Raw genomic sequence first — 20,357 nt, 5'->3', positions numbered from 1 at the left:
ATTCTGCCCTAGCCCGGCACGCGGCGAATCTTCGCCCCGAGCAGTTGCAGTTTCTCTTCGATGCACTCGTAGCCACGGTCGATGTGGTAGATGCGGTCGATCATGGTGTCGCCTTCGGCCACCAGGGCAGCGATCACCAGGCTGGCGGATGCGCGCAGGTCGGTCGCCATGACCGGTGCGCCCTTGAGCTGCGGAACGCCGGTGACGATGGCAGTGTTGCCTTCGACCAGGATCTGCGCGCCCATGCGGTTCATTTCATAGACGTGCATGAAGCGGTTCTCGAACACGGTCTCGATGACCGCGCCGGTGCCTTCGGCGATGGCGTTCATGGAGATGAACTGGGCCTGCATGTCGGTCGGGAATGCCGGGTACGGCGCAGTGCGGATGTTCACCGCCTTCGGCCGGTTGCCCTTCATGTCCAGCTCGATCCAGTTGCTGCCGGTGGTGATGTGCGCGCCGGCTTCGACCAGCTTGGCCAGCACCGCTTCGAGGATGGTCGGATCGGTATCCTTGAGCTTGACGCGGCCGCCGGTGGCAGCCGCCGCCGCCAGGTAGGTGCCGGTTTCAATGCGGTCGGGCATGACGTTGTACTTGGCACCGCCACCCAGGCTTTTTACACCGTTGATCACGATGGTATCGGTACCGGCACCCTGCACATCACCGCCCATGGCGTTGATGAAGTTAGCCAGGTCGACGACCTCAGGCTCGCGCGCGGCGTTTTCCAGCACGGAGCGGCCATTGGCCAGTGCAGCGGCCATCATGATGTTCTCGGTACCGGTCACGCTGACGGTATCGAAGAAGAAGTGCGCGCCGCGCAGGCCGCCGGCCGGGGCCTTGGCCTTGATGTAGCCGCCTTCGACGGCGATTTCTGCGCCCATGGCTTCCAGGCCGCGGATGTGCAGGTCAACCGGACGCGAACCGATGGCGCAGCCGCCGGGCAGGGCGACTTCGGCTTCGCCGAACCGGGCGACCATCGGGCCGAGCACGAGGATCGACGCACGCATGGTTTTCACCAGCTCGTACGGTGCCACCAGGGTCTTGATGGTGCTGGCGTCGACTTCGACGTTGAGCTTCTCGTCGATGATCGGCTGCACGCCCATGCGGCCGAACAGCTCGATCATGGTGGTGATGTCGTGCAGGTGCGGCAGGTTGCAGACGGTCACCGGGGTGTCCGCCAGCAGGGTTGCGGCGAGGATCGGCAGCGCAGAGTTCTTCGCGCCGGAGATGCGAATCTCGCCATCGAGACGAGTACCGCCGGTAATGATCAGTTTATCCATTGCTAATTTCCCCGTGGGCTCAGGAACGCTCGGCCCAGGCGGCGCGGCTGAAGAATTTCATGGTGACGGCATGGATGGCGCCGGAGGCGATCCACTCGTTCAGGTGGGCATAGATCTGTTGCTGGCGCTTGACCGGGCTCAGGCCGGCGAGCTCGTCGCTGATCAGGTTCAGCTGGAAATTGCAGCCTTCGCCTTCCACTTCGATCTGGGTACCTGGCAGTTTCGATTCCAGGAAGTTTTTGACTTCTACGGCCTGCATGCTCAACCTCGTTCGGCGCCCTACGCGCGCGGGTCGGCCATGATACAAAAAAGCCCCCCGCCTGCGAACCCCGGCAGGGGAAGTCGCGGACGGAGGGCTTTCTCACTGTTTCAATGCTGTAACGGCAGAATCTCGAGAAGCTCGCCAACCTTGGCGATTTCCTGCATGTCCTTGGGCATCCCAGAGATCTGCAGCGTCTTGCCAGCCTTGCGCGCATCACGGGTGTAGGACAGCAGCAGCGACAATCCGACGCTACTGGAGTGTTCCACCGCCGAGCAGTCCAGGCGCAGCGACGCGGCCTTGCTGGCGGCGATCAGGCTTCTGCCCTGCTCGCGCAGCGCCGGGCCGGTCCTGTAGTCCAGCACGCCGGCGAGGGCCAGGTCGCCCTCACTGCGCTCCGTGATACTGCCCTGACTCATTCTGCGCTGCCTTCCGGCTGGCCCTTGGCCGCATCCTTGGCCTTGGCGACGACCTGGCCCCAACCGGCGATGGTCTTCTCCAGGTCGTTGCGGTTCTTCTGCATGGAGTCGGCGAACTGGTCACGGAACAGCTTGCCGATGTTGATGCCGTTGATGATCACGTTACGCAGGCGCCAATCGCCACCCTGGTTGACCATGGTGTATTGCACCGGATAGACGGCGCCATTGCTGCCGACCACTTCCATGTTCACCGAAGCGCGATCCTGCTCCTGCTTGCCGCTGTTCAGCACGCGGATGTCCTGGTTGTCGTACTCCAGCAGCGCGTTGCCGTAGAACTGGAACAGGCTGTTCTTGAAGGTTTCCTCGAAGCGCTTGACCTGCTCCGGCGTCGCCTGGCGGGAGTACTTGACGGTCATCACGCCCTTGGCGATGCCCTCGGAATCCACGACCGGGCCGAGGATGCGGTTCAGGGTGTCGTAGAACGCCTGGGGATTGGCCTTGTAGCTGGCCTTGTTGGTCTTCAGGTCCGACAGCAGGCTGTCGACGGTCTGCTGCACGACCTGCTGAGCAGTCTGCTCGGCCTGGGCGAACAGCGGCAGGACCGCGAGCAGGACCAGGAAGCCACGGCGCAAGGTTTTCAACATGGAGTGAGCCCTCATTTCTTCGAGTCGTCTTTGTTGACCGAATTCAGCAGGAATTTGCCGATCAGGTCTTCCAGCACGAGTGCCGACTGGGTGTCCTTGATGGTATCGCCATCCTTCAGCAGCTCTTCGTCGCCACCGACACTGATGCCGATGTACTTCTCGCCCAGCAGGCCAGCAGTGAGGATGGAGGCGGTAGAGTCGTCCGGCAGGTTGTTGACCTGACGATTGATCTCCATGGTCACACGACCACGATAGCTGTCATGGTCCAGGTCCACCGCAGTGACCTTGCCGATGGTGACACCCGCCATGGTGACCTTTCCGCGGACGGTAACGCCGGCGATGTTGTCGAAATAGGCATACAGCTTGTAGGTATCGCCGGAATTGCCGATGGTCAGTCCGCTGACACGCAGGGCCAGCAGCAGCAGGGCCAGCAGGCCGGCCAGAATGAACAGGCCTACACCGATTTCCAGGGTGCGGGTTTGCATCAGAAGTCTCCAAACATCAAGGCGGTCAGGATGAAGTCCAGCCCCAGCACGGCCAGGGAGGCATACACAACGGTACGGGTGGTGGCGCGGCTGATCCCCTCTGAGGTGGGTTCGCAGTCATAACCCTGGAACACGGCGATCCAGGTCACGACGAAAGCGAACACCACGCTCTTGATCACGCCATTGAGAATGTCCTTGGTGAACTGCACGCTGTTCTGCATGTTCGACCAGTACGAACCGTCATACACACCCAGCCAGTCCACGGCGACCAGGGCGCCGCCCCAGATGCCGACCACACTGAAGATAGCTGCCAGCAGCGGCATCGAGATGAAGCCGGCCCAAAGGCGCGGAGCGATGATGTACTTGAGCGGGTCGACGCCGATCATCTCCAGGCTGGACAACTGCTCGGTGGATTTCATGTTGCCGATCTCGGCCGTCAGCGCGGAGCCTGCACGCCCGGCGAACAGCAGACCGGTGACTACCGGCCCCAGTTCACGCAGCAGCGTCAGCGCAACCATCTGGCCGACCGCCTGTTCCGAACCGTAGCTCGCCAGGATGTTGTAGCCCTGCAGCGCCAGCACCATGCCGATGAACAGGCCGGAAACGACGATGATTGCCAGGGACAGCACACCCACCGAATACAGCTGTTTGACCAGCAACTGGAAGGCACCGCTGTGCACCCGGCGGCCGAAAATGGCGTGGACCAGGAACAGGCTCGAACGGCCCAGCGACTCGAGGACATCGAGGCCCGCGCGCCCGAGCAGGCGAACTCGCTCGAGCGATGAAGTCTTGCGCATCAACGTTCTCCCAGCAGGTCGGCGCGGTAATCGCGAGCAGGATAGTGGAACGGCACCGGCCCATCCGGGATGCCCTTCATGAACTGGCGCACTCGCGGATCATCGAGACCCTGCAGGTCGGCCGGCGTTCCGTGACCGAGCACACGGCCGTCACCGACGATATAGATGTAGTCGGCGATGCTCGCCGTTTCCGCCAGATCGTGGGACACAACGATGGAGGTGATGCCCAGGGCATCGTTGAGCAGGCGGATCAGGCGCACCAGCACGCCCATGGCGATCGGGTCCTGCCCCACGAAGGGCTCGTCGTACATGAGGATCTGCGGGTCCAGCGCGATGGCGCGGGCCAGCGCCACACGGCGCTTCATACCGCCGGACAGCTCATCGGGCATCAGTTCCACCGCCCCGCGCAGGCCAACGGCCTGGAGCTTCATCAGGACAATGTCACGAATCATGTCCTCGGGCAGCTCGGTGTGCACGCGCAGCGGGAAGGCAACGTTCTCGAAGACATCGAGATCGGTGAACAGCGCACCGCTCTGGAACAACACGCCGAACTGCTTGCGCATGTCAAACAGGTCGCTGCGCCCCAGCGTGGGGAGGTTCTGGCCGTTGACCCACACTTCGCCGCTCGCCGGACGCAGTTGGGCGGCGATCAGTCGCAACAGGGTGGTCTTGCCACACCCCGACGGCCCCATGATCCCGGTGACCTTGCCGCGTGGAATGCGGATGTCCACGTTATCGAAAATCTTACGCGTGCCACGCTTGAAGCTCAGGCCCTTCAGCTCGACCGCGTATTGGTCATTGGTGCTCATAGAACTCCTTTCATCACGGCGCTGTCCGTTGCCCCGTCTGTCATACGGCAGAAACACGGCGCGGCAGGCCGAACGGCCGCGAACTATAACACCCCGTGAAGCCGCGCCCCAAGGGCTGCTAAGCCGCTGTTAAGGCCCAGTTCAGCAAAATGCGTTCAACATTGAGTTGCCAGTGATGAAGCCTTTGTCGCTTTCCCGTTATAATCTCGCACTTCATTTTGCCCCGCGCCTTTCGAACATGAGCCAGAAACACGATTTCATCCAGTCGGCACAACGCACCATCCGCCTCGAGCGTGACTCGGTGGACGCCCTGCTGCCGCGCATCGGCACCGATTTTTCGCTGGCCTGCGAACTGTTGCTGAACTGCAAGGGGCGCGTCGTCGTGGTCGGCATGGGCAAATCCGGCCATATCGCACGCAAGATCGCCGCCACCCTGGCCAGCACCGGCACACCGTCGTTCTTCGTGCACCCGGCCGAGGCCAGCCATGGCGACATGGGCATGATCACCAAGGACGACGTCGTCCTGGCCCTCTCCAACTCCGGCTCCACCGCGGAAATCGTCACTCTGCTGCCGCTGATCAAGCGCCTGGGCATCACCCTGATCAGCATGACCGGCAACGCCGAATCACCGCTGGCCAAGGCTGCTGCGGTGAACCTCGACGCCAGCGTGGAGCACGAAGCCTGCTCGCTGAACCTGGCGCCGACTTCCTCCACCACGGTGTCCCTGGTGATCGGCGACGCGCTCGCCATCGCCCTGCTCGAAGCGCGCGGCTTCACCGCCGAAGACTTCGCCTTCTCGCATCCAGGCGGGGCGCTGGGCCGTCGATTGTTGCTGAAAGTGGAAAACATCATGCACGTGGGTGAAGCATTGCCGCAGGTTTCCCCCGGCACTTCGCTCAGTGGCGCATTGCTGGAAATGACCCGCAAGGGCCTGGGCATGACCGTCATCCTCGGCGAAGACGGCAAGCTCGCCGGGGTCTTCACCGATGGCGACCTGCGCCGCACCCTGGACAAGGGACTGGACGTGCGCACGGTCACCATCGATCAGGTGATGACCGTGCACGGCAAGACCGCCCGCCCGGATATGCTCGCTGCCGAAGCCCTGAAGATCATGGACGACCACAAGATCAACGTACTCGTGGTTGTCGACGACAAGGACCACCCGGTCGGCGTCCTGCACGTCCACGACCTGACCCGCGCGGGAGTCATCTGAATGACCGCCGACCTGCTGCAACGCGCGAAAGCGGTCCGCCTGGCGGTATTCGACGTCGATGGCGTGCTCACCGACGGCAAGCTCTACTTCCTGCCCGACGGCGGCGAGTTCAAGACCTTCAACACCCTGGACGGCCAGGGCATCAAGATGTTGATGAACTCCGGCGTAAGCACCGCGATCATCACCGGCCGTTCGAGCCCGGTGGTCGAGCGGCGGGCGAAGAACCTGGGCATCAACCATCTGTTCCAGGGCCGCGAGGACAAGCTGGTCGCCCTGGACGAATTGCTCGCCGAACTGGGTCTAGGCTATGAAGAGGTCGCGTACCTGGGCGACGATCTGCCCGACCTGCCGGCCATCCGCCGCGCCGGCCTGGGCATGGCGGTCGCCAGCGGCGACGCCTTCGTGCGCCAGCATGCCGACGGCGTTACCCAAGCCCGTGGCGGCGAAGGCGCCGCCCGCGAGTTCTGCGAACTGATCCTGCGCGCTCAGGGCAACCTCGAAGCCGCCCAGAACGCGTACCTCTAGAGCCGAACATGCCCAAGACACTCCAACAGAAGCTGTTGCTCGCCCTGATCGCCATCCTGCTGATCGCCCTCGGCTATTACTGGAACGTGCGTCTGGATTTCAACGAGCGGCAACTCAAGTCGCAGACCAGCGACGCCATCGACTTCTACGTGGTCAACGCCAAGAGCGTTCAGTACCGCATCGACGGCTCCCTCGCCTACGAGATGACCGCCGACAAACTCGAACACCTGAAAGCAACCGACGTGACCCTGGTCACTACGCCTGACCTCTACTTCCACCGGGAGAACGAGTCTCAGCCGTGGCATGTCCAGAGCGTTCACGCCGAAGTGGCCCCCGAAGGCAAGCAGGTCGAGCTGATCGACGACGTGCGTGTTGCGCGCACCGACGCACAGCAACGCACGCTCCTGCTCAACACCTCGCGCATGACGGTGTTCCCAGACAAGGACTATGCGCAGACTGACCAGCCCGTGAAGATCACTGAACCCAACGGTGTCACCACGGCAGTTGGCATGAAAGCGTATCTGAAAGACAGCCGGATGCTCCTGCTGTCCAACGTAAGAGGTCAGCATGAGGCTCGTTAACACCCTCCCCCTTCTTTTCAGCCTCGCCGCCGCCATCGGCAGCAGTGCCGCCTGGGCTCTTCCCACCGACCGGGAACAGCCGATCCGGGTTCAGGCCGACAGCGCCGAACTGGACGACAAGCAGGGCGTAGCCGTGTATCGCGGCGACGTGGTGGTAACCCAGGGCAGCATGAAGCTGACTGGCAACACCGTCACGCTCAAGCAGAACAAGAATGGTGACATCGAAGTCGTCACCTCGGTCGGCAAGCCTGCCTACTTCGAGCAGAAGCCGGCGCCGGACAAGCAGATCACTCAGGCCTACGGCCTGACGATCCAGTACTTCGTCACCCAGAACCGCGTCGTATTGATCGACCAGGCCAAGGTGATCCAGGAAGGCAACACCTTCGAAGGCGAGAAGATCGTCTACGACACCCAGCGCCAGATCGTCAACGCAGGCCGCGCCACCGGGTCCCAGGTGACCACGCCGCGCCCGCGTATCGACATGGTCATCCAGCCCAAGAAAAAGCAGGATCAAGCGCAGTAATGGCTACGCTAACCGCCCAGCACCTCGCCAAGAGCTACAAGAGCCGGCAAGTCGTCCGCGATGTCAGCATGAGCATCGAGAGCGGGCAGATCGTCGGCCTGCTCGGCCCCAACGGAGCGGGCAAGACCACCTGCTTCTACATGATCGTCGGCCTGGTTCGCGCCGATCAGGGTGTCGTGCGCATCGATGAGCAGGACGTCACCCACCTGCCCATGCACGGACGCGCCCGCGCCGGCATCGGCTACCTGCCGCAGGAAGCCTCGATCTTCCGCAAGCTGTCGGTGGCGGACAATATCGGCGCCATCCTCGAAACCCGCAGCGACCTGGATCGCGCCGGACGCCAGGAAGCCTTGGAAGGCTTGCTCGAGGAGTTCCACATCCACCACATCCGCGACAACCTCGGCATGAGCCTGTCCGGTGGCGAGCGTCGCCGCGTGGAGATCGCCCGTGCACTGGCCAGTTCGCCGAAGTTCATCCTGCTGGACGAACCTTTCGCCGGTGTCGACCCGATCTCCGTGGGCGACATCAAGCAGATCATCCATCACCTCAAGGCCAAGGGCATCGGTGTCCTGATCACCGATCATAACGTCCGCGAAACCCTGGATATCTGCGAAACGGCGTACATCGTCAACGACGGTCAACTGATCGCCGAAGGCAGCGCCGAGAGCATCCTCGCCAACGACCTGGTGAAGGAAGTCTACCTGGGCCACGAGTTCCGCCTCTAAGGCCCTGCGCCGCGCCCTGCCAGGGCGCGGCCACCCCGCCTCCCCCTCTTCGCGCGGCCCGGTTCGCCGGTTGTTCCGCGCCGCATTCGGCCGCCCAATCGCCCCTGGCGCAACCGGGTTGTAACGAAAGGTCGACAGCCCCTAGGCAAAGCGCCCAAACTCAGGCATATAATTTGCTTCCTCGCGGCGCCCCGGCGTCCGTAGTCGTGGATATGGCGCGCTTTGCGCCAGCGAACAAGGTGCCTAGTTCCAGCCATGAAACCATCGCTAGTCCTCAAGATGGGCCAGCAGCTGACGATGACCCCGCAGCTGCAACAGGCCATCCGACTGCTCCAGCTCTCCACGCTGGACCTCCAACAGGAAATCCAGGAAGCCCTGGAGTCCAACCCGATGCTGGAGCGCCAGGAAGAAGGTGAGGACTACGACAACAGCGATCCCATGGCCGACGGCGCCGAATCTGGCGCCAACGGCACCAGCAACAACTCCCAGGATAACTTCCAGGAAAGCACCACGCCCAACGCCGACAGCCTCGACGAGGACCAGTGGGCCGAGCGTATTCCCAACGAGCTGCCGGTCGACACCGCCTGGGAAGACATCTACCAGACCAGCGCCAGCAGCCTGCCCAGCAACGATGACGACGAGTGGGACTTCACTTCCCGTACCTCCGCTGGCGAAAGCCTGCAGAGCCATCTGCTCTGGCAACTGAACCTGGCGCCGATGTCCGACACCGATCGCCTGGTCGCCCTGAGCATCATCGACGGCATCAACGACGACGGTTACCTCGAAGAGTCCCTGGACGACATCCTCGCCTCCATTGACCCTGAACTGGGCGTGGAGATGGACGAAGTGGAAGTCGTCCTGCGCCGTGTGCAGCAGCTCGAGCCCGCCGGCGTCGGTGCCCGCAACCTGCGCGAATGCCTGCTCCTGCAGCTGCGCCAGCTGCCCACCAAAACCTACCTGCTGGCCGAGGCCATCCGCCTGGTCAACGACCACCTGGACCTGCTCGGCAGCCGCGACTACAGCCAGCTGATGCGGCGCATGAAGCTCAAGGAAGACGAGCTGCGCGAGACCATCGAACTGATCCAGTCGCTGCACCCGCGCCCCGGTTCGCAGATCGAGTCCGGCGAAGCCGAATACGTGGTTCCGGATGTCATCGTGCGCAAGCACAACGAGCGCTGGCTGGTGGAACTGAACCAGGAAGCGGTACCGCGCCTGCGCGTGAACTCGCAGTATGCGGGCCTGGTGCGCCGCGCCGACTCCAGCGCCGACAACACTTTCATGCGCAACCAGCTGCAGGAAGCGCGCTGGTTCATCAAGAGCCTGCAGAGCCGCAACGAGACATTGATGAAGGTGGCGACCCAGATCGTCGAGCACCAGCGCGGCTTCCTCGAATACGGCGAGGAAGCGATGAAACCACTGGTCCTGCACGACATCGCGGAAGCCGTGGGCATGCACGAATCGACCATCTCCCGCGTCACCACGCAGAAATTCATGCACACGCCGCGTGGCATCTTCGAGCTCAAGTATTTCTTCTCCAGCCACGTCAGCACCTCCGAGGGCGGCGAGTGCTCGTCCACCGCGATCCGCGCCATCATCAAAAAACTGGTCGCGGCGGAAAGTCCGAAAAAGCCATTGAGTGACAGCAAGATCGCTGGTTTACTGGAAGCACAGGGCATTCAAGTGGCACGTCGTACCGTCGCCAAGTACCGGGAGTCCCTAGGAATCTCTCCCTCGAGCGAGCGCAAGCGGCTGGTGTGACGTTGATCCACGCCAAGGTGTTCCGGCGGCAGGCCCCATAACCTGCCACTTACACACGGGCAACAAGGAGAAAGCGGTATGCAAGTCAACATCAGTGGACATCAACTGGATGTGACCGACGCCCTGCGCGACTATGTCGGCGAGAAACTTGGCCGACTGGAGCGCCACTTCGACAAGATCACCAATGTTCAGGTCATCATGGAGGTCGAGAAGCTGAAGCAGAAAATTGAAGCCACCCTCCACATCGCCGGTGGCGAAGTGGTTGCCTGCGCCGAACATGAAGACATGTACGCGGCCATCGACCTGCTCACCGACAAGCTCGACCGCCAACTGATCAAGCACAAGGAAAAATACCTCGAACGCCAGCAAGGTGTTGGCGTCCGTTAACCCCTCCCTATGATCCGACTTGAGCAAATCCTGACCCCCGGCCGTTCCCTCGTGAACGTGCCGGGCGGCAGCAAGAAACGTGTCCTCGAACAAATCGCCAACCTGGTGGCTCGCGAGCTGCCGGGTTTCGATTCCCAAGACATCTTCGACAGCCTGGTGGCCCGGGAACGCCTGGGCTCCACCGGCTTCGGCAATGGCATCGCCATTCCGCACTGCCGCCTCCCCGGCTGCCAGTCGCCGATCAGCGCCATCCTGCACCTGGATCACCCGGTAGATTTCGACGCCCTCGACGGCGCGCCGGTCGACCTGGTGTTCGTGCTGCTGGTGCCGGAAGCCGCCACCGAGGAGCACCTGGAACTGCTGCGGCAGATCGCCTCCATGCTCGACCGCTCCGACGTCCGCGAACGTTTGCGTCACGCCGCCAACGGCGAGGACCTGTACCGGATCGTCGTGGACTTCCAGAACAACGGGCACTGATCATGCGCCTGATCATCGTCAGTGGAAGATCCGGCTCGGGCAAGAGCACAGCGCTCAACGTGCTCGAGGACAACGGCTTCTATTGCATCGACAACCTGCCGGCCAGCCTCCTCCCGGACCTGGCCCAGCGTGCGTTGCTGCACACCGAGCTGCTGCACCCGCAGGTCGCCGTCTCCATCGACGCGCGCAACCTGCCCAGCCAGCTGCAGCGTTTTCCCGAGCTGCTGCAGGAAGCTCGCGACAAGCACATCCAGTGCGACGTGCTGTACCTCGATGCCGATGATGAAACGCTGCTCAAGCGCTTCTCCGAGACGCGCCGGCGCCACCCGCTGACCACCGACAGCCGCTCACTGGCCGAAGCCATCGCCGACGAGACGCACCTGCTGGCACCGATCGCCGACCTGGCGGATCTCAAGCTCAACACCACCAATCTCAACCTGTATCAGCTGCGCGACGTGCTCAAGCTGCGCCTGCTGAACAAGCCCGAACTGGGCACCGCCTTCCTGGTCGAATCCTTCGGCTTCAAGCGCGGCATGCCGGTGGACGCGGACCTGGTGTTCGACGTGCGCTGCCTGCCCAATCCCTACTGGAAACCGGAACTGCGCGAGCACACCGGGCTGGAAGTGGAAGTCCAGGAATACCTGGCGGCGCAACCGGATGTAGAAGAGATGTACCAGGATATCCTCGCCTACCTGAACAAATGGCTGCCGCGCTTCGCCGCGAGCAACCGGGCCTATGTGACCATCGCCATCGGCTGCACCGGTGGCCAGCATCGCTCGACCTATATTGCCGAGCGCATCGGTCAGGCCCTCAAGGAAACCCTCACCAACGTACAGATTCGCCACCGCGACCTGAGCTAAGCAGCGACAGACAACAAAAGGACAGCCCCTCGCGATGCCCGCCCTCGAAATCACCATCATCAACAAGCTTGGCCTGCACGCCCGTGCGGCGGCCAAATTCGTCGGCGTGGCAGGACGTTATCCCTGTCAGGTTCGCGTAGGGCGCAATCCGGAAAGTACGGTAGACGGCAAGAGCATCATGGCGGTGATGATGCTCGCCGCCGGCAAGGGCACCAATCTGCACCTCGCTGCCGAAGGCGAGCAGGAAGACGAGGCGCTCAAGGCGCTGGTCGAACTGATCAACAACTACTTCGACGAAGGCGAGTGACTCGCCGGGCCTTCGATCAGCCCAGCGACGTATCCAGCACCATCATCAGACAGAAGCCGATGATAAGCCCCTGGGTGGCCTGCGCCGCATGGCCGCGCCGCTGTGATTCAGGGATGATCTCGCGCACCACCACGTAGAGCATCGCTCCCGCTGCCGCGGCCAGCCCCCAGGGCAGGAACATCCGCGAGATGCCGATCAGCCAGGCGCAGAGCACCGCGAACAGCGGCTCGACCAGCCCGGACGCCGCGCCCGCCAACGCCGCCTTGCCGCGTGACACGCCTGCCCCGGCCAGTACCAGCGCAATCGCCAGCCCTTCCGGCACGTCCTGCAGCGCGATGCCCAGCGCTAATCCGCTGGCGCCTTGCACCTCTCCCCCGGCGGCGACTCCGACAGCCATGCCCTCGGGAATGTTGTGCAGGACGATGGCAGCAACGAACAGCAGGATGCGCGCAGGAACCTTTCCATCAGCAACGCCCCGGATATTGGCCTGCGCGTCCTCGAGTACTCGGCCGAACACCGCGAGACCGAAGGCTCCCAGCGCCAGGCCGAGGCTGACCAGCACCGAGGCCAGCCAGGTGGCCCGACCCGAGGCTTCAGCAGCCTCCAGCGCGGGAAGCAGTAGCGAGAATGCAGTGGCCGCCAGCATCACACCGGCGCCGAAGCCGAGCATGGCGTCGGCGATTCGCGCCGGCATGCTGCGCACCAGCAGCACGGGCAGCGCGCCCAGGGCAGTCCCGAGCGCACAGAGCATGCCGCCATGCAAGGCCAGGTACAGCGGCGGGGAAAGCGACAAGCGCGCCAGCAGCATCAGGTGCTGGGCCACCAGCAGACCGCCGCCGAGGACAATGATCAGCCCCAGCAACCAACGCAAATTGCGTCCTCCGCTTTCACGCAGACTCTGCACGATCAGACGCATGGGACGCCCTTCGGTTTCATCCTTGCCCCCGCGCCTGCCGTGCCTCGCGGTAACGTCGGAGCACCTCCGGCCAGGCGACGACGTTGTAAAACGCGGCAATGTATTCCGGCCGGCGATTCTGATAGCGCAGGTAGTACGCGTGCTCCCAGACGTCCAGCCCGAGGATCGGCAAGTTGCCCTGCATCAGCGGGCTGTCTTGGTTGCCGGTGCTTTCCACCACCAGTTGGCCCTGCGGATCGACGCTCAGCCACGCCCAGCCGCTACCAAAGCGAGTCAATGCCGCCTTGGTGAACGCCTGGCAGAAGGCCTCGTAGCCGCCCAGTTGAGCGTCAATGGCCTGGCCCAACTCCTCCTGCGGATGACCACCGCCGTCAGGAGCCATCACGGTCCAGAACAACGAGTGGTTGGCGTGGCCGCCGCCGTTGTTGATCACCGGCGCGCGCAGTGCCTCGGGCAGGCGGTCGAGCTTCTGCAGCAACGTTTCCAGCGGAACTTCGGCGAACTCTGTGCCTTCCAGCGCAGCGTTCAGGTTGTTGATGTAGGTCTGGTGGTGCTTGCTGTGGTGGATTTCCATGGTCTGCGCATCGATGTGCGGTTCCAGGGCGTCGAAGGCATAGGGCAAGGCGGGCAGGACGTGAGGCATCTTCGAACCTTCTTCAGTGGTAGCGCATCGATTGAACGGCAGTGAACAGCCCCGGGCGCAACTCGACCGCGCCTTGGCGACGCAGCAGGCGCTGGGTACGCGGATAGGTACCGTGCTCGCCAATGAAGTTGAGCAGTTCGACGTAGGTACGGCGGCTGTGCTGCACCGCGGCCACACGCAGATCCGAGCATTTGCGCAGGTCTTCGCCTAATACCAATAGGCGCTCGTGGCAGGCGCACAGGTACTCGGCGGTTTCCTCCGGCTGTCCCAGTTGCAGGTGCAGGTCGCCGAGGTTGTGGTGGGAGATGACAAACGCCATCACGGCTTCCTCCGGGTCGTGCCAGCGGTCCAGCAGGACCTGGGCCAGCGCCAGCGCATGGAGGTAGTGCTCACGGGCATCGATCAACTCGTTGCGAATGAAGCAGCGGTTGCCCAGTTCGATGGTGCGTTGCCAGTGGCGCATGGCAGGTTCCTCCAGCGGGTGGGGCGGACTCAGAGTCCGCCGGCGGTGAGCTTCTCGGGATTGAGCAGTTGCTCGAGGCGGGCACGGTCCAGGTCCGTGTTTTCCAGCGCGACGTCGATGATCGGCCGCCCTTCGCGGTAAGCCTGCTTGGCGATCTCCGCGGCCTTCTGGTAGCCGATGATCGGGTTCAGCGCGGTGACCAGGATCGGGTTGCGCGACAGCGCCTCGCGCAGGCTCGCCTCGTTGACCTTGAAGCTGGCGATGGCCCTGTCCGCCAGCAGACGGCTGACGTTGGCCAGCAGGTGGATGCTGTGCAGCAGGTTGTCGGCGATCACCGGCAGCATTACGTTGAGCTCGAAGTTGCCCGACTGCCCGGCAATGGCGATGGTGGTGTCGTTGCCCATGACCTGGGCGGCGACCATGGCAGTGGCTTCCGGAATCACCGGATTGACCTTGCCCGGCATGATCGAGGAACCCGGCTGCAGCGCCTCCAGCTCGATCTCGGCAAGGCCTGCCAGCGGGCCGGAGTTCATCCAGCGCAGGTCATTGGCGATCTTCATCAGCGCCACGCCTAGCGCCTTGAGCTGGCCGGAGGTGGCCACGGCGATATCCTGAGCACCGATCAACGCGAAGAAATCATCACCGGGGCGGAATGCCAGGCCGGTCAGTCCGTTGAGCTCTTCGCAGAAGCGCGCGGGGAACTGCGGGTGAGCGTTCACGCCGGTTCCGACGGCAGTGCCGCCCTGAGCCAGTTGCTGCAACGCCGGCAGTTGCCCTTCTATGCCCAGAGACGCCTGGCGCACCTGTTGCGCCCACCCGCCAAGCACCTGGCTCAGGCGCACCGGCATGGCATCCATCAGATGAGTGCGGCCGGTCTTCACGTACGAGTGCACGGACTTGGCCTTCTTCTCCAGGGTCGCGTGCAGGTGATCCAGGGCCGGCAGCAGGTGCTGGTGGATCTCTACCGCCGCACTGATGTGGATGGTCGAAGGGATGATGTCGTTGCTGCTCTGCCCGCAATTGACCTGGTCATTGGCGTTGACCGGTTTTCCCAGGCGGCGGCCGGCGAGGGTCGCAACCACCTCGTTGGCGTTCATGTTCGAGCTGGTACCCGAGCCGGTCTGGAACACATCCACCGGGAAGTGTTGCTGCAGGTCGCCCGCCAACAACTCCTCACAGGCAGCGACGATGGCAGCGCCGGTTTCCGCGTCCAGCTGTTCCAGGCTGACATTGGCCCGCGCCGCGGCGGCCTTGGCCAGCAGCAGCGCGCGGATGAACGGACGCGGCATGCGCTGGCCGCTCACCGGGAAGTTGTTCACCGCCCGCTGCGTCTGGGCACCGTAGAGCGCCGCCACCGGCACCTCCAGTTCGCCCATGCTGTCGCGTTCGATACGGCTGTCAGTCATTCTCGATTCCTTCTTGCAGTCTCAGGGAAGGCGCCATCTCCTGCTGTGCCATCCGCCGGCCGAGCAGGCACAGGCGTTGGCGCTGGGCGGTAGAGGTCGCCAGGCGTTGCAGTTCGCGTAGAGGGAGATAGGCGTGATCCAGGCAGAGCACCCGCCAGTGCCAGGGCAGTGCGATGTCGCGGCTGCTGTCGAGCAGCAACTGGAAGCACTTCTCGAAGAGGCGCCAAGCCGGCACCGGTTCCCAGGCCGCCAGGTAACGCGCCTCGCACAGGTACTGCTCGACCAGACGCGGCTCATCCGGCTCCAAGGCGCAGCGGATGCGGGTCCCCAGGCGGTACCAGCGATCGGTGAGCGAGCTGTCGATCTCGGCAAACATGGCAATCCCTCAATCGATAATGAGATTGATTATTGTTTGTGAGAATCAAAAAAACAAGCCGCCCGAACGCAATGCGCTGGACGGCCTGTCTGGAGAACGGCTTTGGGAAGGACTGAAAGCCGCGGCCAGCAAGGCCGCGGTGGGTGGATCAGTTGCCGGCGACCATCATCTTTTCAATGAGGACGGAGCCTGTGTGCAGGTTGCCGCGATGCTCCACATCGTTGCCGATGGCGACGATATTGCGGAACAGGTCGCGCAGGTTGGCGGCGATGGTGACTTCCTGCACCGGGAACTGGATTTCGCCGTTTTCCACCCAGTAACCGCCGGCACCACGCGAGTAATCGCCGGTCACCAGGTTGACGCCCTGCCCCATCAGCTCGGTGACCAGCAGGCCACGTCCCATGCGACGGATCAGCGCGGCCTGGTCCTCGTCGCCATGGCTGACGAACAGGTTGTGCACGCCGCCGGAGTTGGCCGTGCTGGGCATGCCCAACTTGCGCCCGGAGTAGGTGCCGAGCACATAGGAGACCAGCTCGCCGCCTTCGACGAAGGGTTTGGCATAGGTCGCCAGGCCGTCGTTGTCGAACGAGGCACTGCCCAGCGCGCCGCGCAGCAGCGGGCGTTCGTCCAGGGTCAGCCATTCCGGGAACAGTCGCTGCCCCAGCGCACCTTCGAGGAAGGAAGACTTGCGGTACAGGCTGCCGCCGGAGATGGCACCGAGGAAGTGGCCGAACAGGCCGACCGCGACTTCCGGGGCAAACAGCACCGGCACCTCGGCGGTCGGCACCGGGCGCGCGCCGAGCCGGCTGGCAGCCCGCTCGGCGGCACGGCGGCCGATGGATTCGGGAGTCGCCAGCAGCTCACCGCGGCGGTTCACGTCATACCAGTAGTCGCGCTGCATCTGCCCTTCGCCTTCGGCGATCATCACGCAACTCAGGCTGTGGCGGGTGCTCGCATAACCGCTGACAAAGCCATGGCTGTTGCCGTATACGCGGCAGCCCTGATGAGTGTTCAGCGTGGTGCCGTCGGCCTTGGTGACTCGCTTGTCGGTGGCGAACGCGGCAGCCTCGCAGGCCAGCGCGCGCTCGATGGCCTGGTCGGGGGTGATCGACCAGCCGTGGTAAAGATCCAGGTCCGGCAGGTCCCGCGCCATCAGCGCAGGGTCCGCCAGGCCGGCGCAGTCGTCTTCGGAGGCATGCTTGGCAATCGCCAACGCCGCCGCCACGGTTTCACGGATGGCGTCCGCGCCTGTTGCCGAGGTGCTCGCCGAGCCCTTGCGCTGGCCAACGTAAAGAGTGATGCCGAAGCCCTGGTCACAATTGAACTCGACGGTCTCGACTTCACCCTGGCGCACCGAGGTGGACAGCCCCTGCTCCACCGACACCGCCACTTCGCAGGCGCTGGCGCCCTGCCGGGAAGCCTCGGCGATGATCCGCTCGACCTGCTCGCGCAGTTCGGGAAGGACCTCCGGGCTCACTGCCGGGTTGTGTTCGCTCATTGCATGCCTCTCCTGTTCATGTTCCGGCCCCGCCATCAGGCGGCGGCAACCGGCGCGGGCCGGACAAGCGGCCCCTGACTCGTTATCATGGCGGCGTTTTCAAAGAGACCCCCGCCATGGCTGAAATTCACGATGACGACTCGTCCTTCGATGAGAAGAGCAAGTCGCAAGTAAAACGCGAAATGCACGCGCTGCAGGAGCTCGGCGAGCGCCTGACGACGCTCAAGGCCGACATGCTCGACCGCATGCCGCTGACCGATCCGCTGCGCCGCGCGCTGGAAGAAGCACCCAAGCACAAGGCCAACGCTGCCAAGAAACGCCATCGGCAGTTCATCGGCAAGCTGATGCGCGACCAGGACGTCGAGGCCATCCTCGCCCTGCTGGAACAGGTAGACACCTCGACCCGCCAGTACAACGAACGCTTCCACGCCCTGGAGCGCTGGCGCGACCACCTGATCACCGGCGGTGACGCAGCGCTGTCCGCGTTCTTCGGCGAATACCCGGAAAGCGACCGCCAGCACCTGCTCCAGCTGATCCGCCACGCCCAGCACGAGGCCGCTCACAACAAGCCTCCGGCCGCGGCGCGGAAGATCTTCAAGTACATCCGCGAGCTGGACGAGCTCAAACGCGGCCTGCGCTGAGCAGCCGCGTCCCTCTCTCCAAGCCTCACGGGCAACGGCCTCAGGCGCCCGTGCCGCCAACGGTGATCGCGTCGATCTTCAGGGTCGGCTGGCCGACACCGACCGGCACGGACTGGCCGTCCTTGCCGCAGGTTCCCACGCCGCTGTCCAGCGCCAGGTCGTTGCCGACCATGGACACCCGGCTCATCACTTCCGGGCCGTTGCCGATCAGCGTCGCGCCCTTCACCGGGCGGGTGATCTTGCCGTTCTCGATCAGGTAGGCCTCGCTGGTGGCGAAGACGAACTTGCCGCTGGTGATGTCCACCTGGCCGCCGCCAAGGTTGGCGCAGTAGATGCCACGCTCGACGCTGGCAATAATTTCCTGCGGATCGCTCTCCCCGGCCAGCATGTAGGTGTTGGTCATGCGCGGCATCGGCAGGTGCGCGTAGGACTCGCGACGACCGTTGCCGGTGCGCGCCACGCCCATCAGGCGGGCGTTGAGCTTGTCCTGCATGTAGCCCTTGAGAATGCCGTTCTCGATCAGCACGTTGCAGTGGGTCGGCGTGCCTTCGTCGTCCACCGACAGCGAACCGCGACGGCCGGCGATGGTGCCGTCATCGACGATGGTGCACAGGCTGGAAGCGACCTTCTCGCCGATGCGACCGCTGTAGTTCGAGCTGCCCTTGCGGTTGAAGTCGCCTTCCAGGCCGTGGCCCACGGCCTCGTGCAGCAGCACGCCGGACCAACCGGCGCCCATCACCACCGGCAGACTGCCGGCCGGCGCGGGCACCGCTTCCAGGTTGACCAGCGCCTGGCGCAGCGCCTCGCGCGCGTAGCTCATGGCGCGGTCTTCCTGCAGGAAGTACTTGTAGTCCGTGCGACCGCCGCCGCCATGCCCACCGCGCTCACGGCGGCCGTTCTGCTCGACGATGACGCTGACGTTGAAACGCACCAGCGGTCGGATGTCCGCAGCCAGCGAACCATCCGCCGCAGCGATCAGTACCTGGTCCCAGACACCGGCGAGGCTGACGGTGACCTGCTGGATGCGCGGATCAAGGGCGCGGGTGGCGGCGTCGATCTTCTGCAGCAGCTCTACCTTCTCGGCGCGGCTCATCACATCCAGCGGGTTCTCGCCGGCATACAGGCGGGTCGGCACCACGGCCTTGAACGCCTGCACCTTGCCATTCTGCCCGGCTCGGGAGATCGAGCGTGCAGCGCGGGCAGCCTGGATCAGCGCTTCGTGGTTGATCGCGTTGCTGTAGGCGAAGCCGGTCTTCTCACCGGACTGTGCGCGCACGCCGACACCCTGGTCCATGTGGAAGCTGCCTTCCTTGACGATGCCGTCTTCGAGCATCCAGGACTCGGAGACCTGGCTCTGGAAGTACAGGTCGGCGGCGTCGATGCCGGGGCCGCTCAGCTCGTGCAGGATCGGCGACAGCTGGTCGATATCCAGACCACCGGGGGCCAGCAGGTGCTGGCTGACGGATGACAACAGTTCGCTCATATTCACTCCGTACGCGCCGGTCGCGGTTCGACCGACGGGAAAAATCTTCTGTGCCGGACAATCGGCATGCGCTGCCGCACCGCCGCCTGTTCCTCGCTATCGCGCTCAGCCAGCAGCACCGCCTCGCCCTTGGCCTGCTCGGCCAGGATACGCCCCCAGGGGTCGACGATGGCCGACTGGCCCCAGGTTTCCCGTCCGTTGGGGTGGGTCCCGCCCTGTCCAGCCGCCAGTACATAGCACTGGGTTTCGATGGCGCGGGCGCGGATGAGGATTTCCCAGTGCGCAGCGCCAGTCACCGCGGTGAATGCCGAAGGGGCACTGATAAGCTCCGCGCCGGCTTCGCGCAGCGCGGTATACAGTTCGGGGAAGCGCAGGTCGTAGCAGACCGTCAGCCCCAGCCGCCCGACCGGCGTATCCGCCACCACCACGCGCTGGCCGAAGGCGTAGTCGTCCGACTCGCGATAGCGGCCACGGGCATCAGCAACGTCCACATCGAACAGATGCAGCTTGTCGTAGCGCGCCGCCACTTCACCGCGCTCGTCCACCAGCAGCGAGCAGGCATTGGCCTTGGCTCCCGGCTGGTTCTCCGGCGGCAACGGCAGGGTGCCGGCGACTATCCACAACCTGAGGTCGCGGGCGGTGCTTTTCAACCAGGGCAGGATCGGGCCTTCGCCAAGGGCTTCGGCGCGGCCGATGTCCGCGAGGTCTCGGCGCCCCATGGCGGCGAAGTTTTCCGGTAGTACGGCAAGGCGCGCGCCGCCGTTGGCGGCCTGCTCCAGCAGGCGACGGGCGGTGGCAAGATTAGCCAGGACATCGTCCTGGCTGACCATCTGGATGACGGCGATGGACATGGTCAGCTCCGGGAATACCTGGCTTTCATGCTAA

General features: G+C 64.0%; 26 protein-coding genes. 11 read left to right on the top strand and 15 right to left on the bottom strand.

Annotation, left to right across the window (positions count from 1 at the left end; genetic code table 11):
* Positions 1-8 precede the first annotated feature (8 nt).
* The 7 genes from murA to LDJ84_RS05785 all read right to left on the bottom strand — a co-directional run bounded on the left by murA (position 9) and on the right by LDJ84_RS05785 (position 4,690).
* The gene (gene murA, locus LDJ84_RS05815) at positions 9-1,277 is read right to left on the bottom strand and encodes a UDP-N-acetylglucosamine 1-carboxyvinyltransferase (protein WP_024766535.1); all 1,269 of its coding nucleotides are present in this window, start codon (positions 1,275-1,277) and stop codon (positions 9-11) included.
* Between the two features lie 19 nt (positions 1,278-1,296).
* Positions 1,297-1,536 carry a BolA family protein gene (locus LDJ84_RS05810; RefSeq protein WP_017518139.1) on the bottom strand — a complete coding sequence of 80 codons (240 nt, stop codon included), beginning with the start codon at positions 1,534-1,536 and terminating at the stop codon, positions 1,297-1,299.
* A gap of 110 nt (positions 1,537-1,646) precedes the next feature.
* Complete coding sequence (locus tag LDJ84_RS05805; protein ID WP_024766536.1) at positions 1,647-1,955, bottom strand: lipid asymmetry maintenance protein MlaB; 309 nt, start codon at positions 1,953-1,955, stop codon at positions 1,647-1,649.
* Complete coding sequence (locus LDJ84_RS05800; protein ID WP_065083921.1) at positions 1,952-2,599, bottom strand: ABC transporter substrate-binding protein; 648 nt, start codon at positions 2,597-2,599, stop codon at positions 1,952-1,954. Before LDJ84_RS05800 ends, LDJ84_RS05805 begins: the two co-directional genes overlap by 4 nt.
* Before the next feature lie 11 nt (positions 2,600-2,610).
* Complete coding sequence (mlaD, locus tag LDJ84_RS05795) at positions 2,611-3,084, bottom strand: outer membrane lipid asymmetry maintenance protein MlaD (RefSeq protein WP_024766538.1); 474 nt, start codon at positions 3,082-3,084, stop codon at positions 2,611-2,613.
* Positions 3,084-3,881: a lipid asymmetry maintenance ABC transporter permease subunit MlaE gene (mlaE, locus tag LDJ84_RS05790; RefSeq protein ID WP_024766539.1), complete on the bottom strand. Its 798-nt coding sequence runs from the start codon at positions 3,879-3,881 to the stop codon at positions 3,084-3,086. Before mlaE ends, mlaD begins: the two co-directional genes overlap by 1 nt.
* Positions 3,881-4,690, bottom strand: a complete 810-nt coding sequence (locus tag LDJ84_RS05785; RefSeq protein WP_024766540.1) for an ATP-binding cassette domain-containing protein — start codon at positions 4,688-4,690, stop codon at positions 3,881-3,883. The genes mlaE and LDJ84_RS05785 overlap by 1 nt, the downstream gene beginning before the upstream one ends.
* Positions 4,691-4,928: 238 nt before the next feature.
* Between LDJ84_RS05785 and LDJ84_RS05780 the strand changes: the two genes are divergently transcribed.
* The 10 genes from LDJ84_RS05780 (at position 4,929) to LDJ84_RS05735 (ending at position 12,046) form a co-directional block, all read left to right on the top strand.
* Positions 4,929-5,903 (top strand): KpsF/GutQ family sugar-phosphate isomerase, encoded by a 975-nt coding sequence (locus LDJ84_RS05780; RefSeq protein WP_024766541.1) that lies wholly within the window; start codon positions 4,929-4,931, stop codon positions 5,901-5,903.
* Positions 5,904-6,428: a KdsC family phosphatase gene (locus LDJ84_RS05775; RefSeq protein ID WP_037009806.1), complete on the top strand. Its 525-nt coding sequence runs from the start codon at positions 5,904-5,906 to the stop codon at positions 6,426-6,428. It begins immediately after the preceding gene.
* 8 nt (positions 6,429-6,436) lie between these two features.
* On the top strand, positions 6,437-7,009 hold the full coding sequence (lptC, locus tag LDJ84_RS05770) for an LPS export ABC transporter periplasmic protein LptC (RefSeq protein ID WP_024766542.1): 573 nt from the start codon (positions 6,437-6,439) through the stop codon (positions 7,007-7,009).
* Positions 6,996-7,532: a lipopolysaccharide transport periplasmic protein LptA gene (gene lptA / locus LDJ84_RS05765; RefSeq protein ID WP_024766543.1), complete on the top strand. Its 537-nt coding sequence runs from the start codon at positions 6,996-6,998 to the stop codon at positions 7,530-7,532. The genes lptC and lptA overlap by 14 nt, the downstream gene beginning before the upstream one ends.
* Positions 7,532-8,257, top strand: coding sequence for an LPS export ABC transporter ATP-binding protein (gene lptB / locus LDJ84_RS05760; RefSeq protein WP_037009811.1), 726 nt, complete (start codon positions 7,532-7,534; stop codon positions 8,255-8,257). The genes lptA and lptB overlap by 1 nt, the downstream gene beginning before the upstream one ends.
* Positions 8,258-8,512: 255 nt before the next feature.
* Complete coding sequence (locus LDJ84_RS05755; protein ID WP_081754068.1) at positions 8,513-10,015, top strand: RNA polymerase factor sigma-54; 1,503 nt, start codon at positions 8,513-8,515, stop codon at positions 10,013-10,015.
* A gap of 78 nt (positions 10,016-10,093) precedes the next feature.
* Positions 10,094-10,402 (top strand): ribosome hibernation-promoting factor, HPF/YfiA family, encoded by a 309-nt coding sequence (gene hpf / locus LDJ84_RS05750; protein WP_017518151.1) that lies wholly within the window; start codon positions 10,094-10,096, stop codon positions 10,400-10,402.
* A 9-nt stretch (positions 10,403-10,411) separates the two neighbouring features.
* Complete coding sequence (gene ptsN / locus LDJ84_RS05745) at positions 10,412-10,879, top strand: PTS IIA-like nitrogen regulatory protein PtsN (protein WP_024766545.1); 468 nt, start codon at positions 10,412-10,414, stop codon at positions 10,877-10,879.
* A 2-nt stretch (positions 10,880-10,881) separates the two neighbouring features.
* Positions 10,882-11,739: an RNase adapter RapZ gene (gene rapZ / locus LDJ84_RS05740; protein ID WP_024766546.1), complete on the top strand. Its 858-nt coding sequence runs from the start codon at positions 10,882-10,884 to the stop codon at positions 11,737-11,739.
* Positions 11,740-11,773: 34 nt separating this feature from the next.
* A complete protein-coding gene (locus LDJ84_RS05735) occupies positions 11,774-12,046 on the top strand; it encodes an HPr family phosphocarrier protein (protein ID WP_024766547.1) in 273 nt (90 codons plus the stop codon).
* A 16-nt stretch (positions 12,047-12,062) separates the two neighbouring features.
* On the opposite strand, the gene LDJ84_RS05730 is transcribed toward LDJ84_RS05735, so the two are convergent.
* The 6 genes from LDJ84_RS05730 to pmbA form a co-directional block, all read right to left on the bottom strand.
* Positions 12,063-12,956, bottom strand: coding sequence for a ZIP family metal transporter (locus LDJ84_RS05730; RefSeq protein ID WP_413247456.1), 894 nt, complete (start codon positions 12,954-12,956; stop codon positions 12,063-12,065).
* 22 nt (positions 12,957-12,978) lie between these two features.
* Positions 12,979-13,605 carry a superoxide dismutase gene (locus LDJ84_RS05725; protein ID WP_024766549.1) on the bottom strand — a complete coding sequence of 209 codons (627 nt, stop codon included), beginning with the start codon at positions 13,603-13,605 and terminating at the stop codon, positions 12,979-12,981.
* Positions 13,606-13,618: 13 nt separating this feature from the next.
* Complete coding sequence (locus tag LDJ84_RS05720; protein ID WP_024766550.1) at positions 13,619-14,068, bottom strand: hypothetical protein; 450 nt, start codon at positions 14,066-14,068, stop codon at positions 13,619-13,621.
* 29 nt (positions 14,069-14,097) lie between these two features.
* Positions 14,098-15,474, bottom strand: a complete 1,377-nt coding sequence (gene fumC, locus LDJ84_RS05715) for a class II fumarate hydratase FumC (protein ID WP_065083923.1) — start codon at positions 15,472-15,474, stop codon at positions 14,098-14,100.
* Positions 15,467-15,850: a hypothetical protein gene (locus tag LDJ84_RS05710; protein WP_024766552.1), complete on the bottom strand. Its 384-nt coding sequence runs from the start codon at positions 15,848-15,850 to the stop codon at positions 15,467-15,469. The genes fumC and LDJ84_RS05710 overlap by 8 nt, the downstream gene beginning before the upstream one ends.
* 148 nt (positions 15,851-15,998) lie before the next feature.
* A complete protein-coding gene (gene pmbA / locus LDJ84_RS05705; protein WP_084358260.1) occupies positions 15,999-17,348 on the bottom strand; it encodes a metalloprotease PmbA in 1,350 nt (449 codons plus the stop codon).
* A gap of 116 nt (positions 17,349-17,464) precedes the next feature.
* On the opposite strand from pmbA, the gene yjgA reads away from it, so the two are divergent.
* A complete protein-coding gene (gene yjgA / locus LDJ84_RS05700; protein WP_024766553.1) occupies positions 17,465-17,989 on the top strand; it encodes a ribosome biogenesis factor YjgA in 525 nt (174 codons plus the stop codon).
* A 40-nt stretch (positions 17,990-18,029) separates the two neighbouring features.
* Here the strand turns inward: yjgA and tldD are convergent, their stop codons facing one another.
* Both tldD and LDJ84_RS05690 read right to left on the bottom strand, forming a co-directional pair.
* Positions 18,030-19,472, bottom strand: a complete 1,443-nt coding sequence (gene tldD / locus LDJ84_RS05695; RefSeq protein ID WP_024766554.1) for a metalloprotease TldD — start codon at positions 19,470-19,472, stop codon at positions 18,030-18,032.
* Between the two features lie 2 nt (positions 19,473-19,474).
* A complete protein-coding gene (locus LDJ84_RS05690; protein WP_024766555.1) occupies positions 19,475-20,323 on the bottom strand; it encodes a carbon-nitrogen hydrolase family protein in 849 nt (282 codons plus the stop codon).
* Between the last annotated feature and the right edge of the window lie 34 nt (positions 20,324-20,357).

The sequence above is a fragment of the Pseudomonas sp. HS-18 genome, assembly GCF_020401845.1.
Lineage (GTDB): Bacteria > Pseudomonadota > Gammaproteobacteria > Pseudomonadales > Pseudomonadaceae > Pseudomonas > Pseudomonas nitroreducens.
Note: the sequence above shows the minus strand (reverse complement) of the source record. Positions and strands in the feature narration are given on the sequence as shown.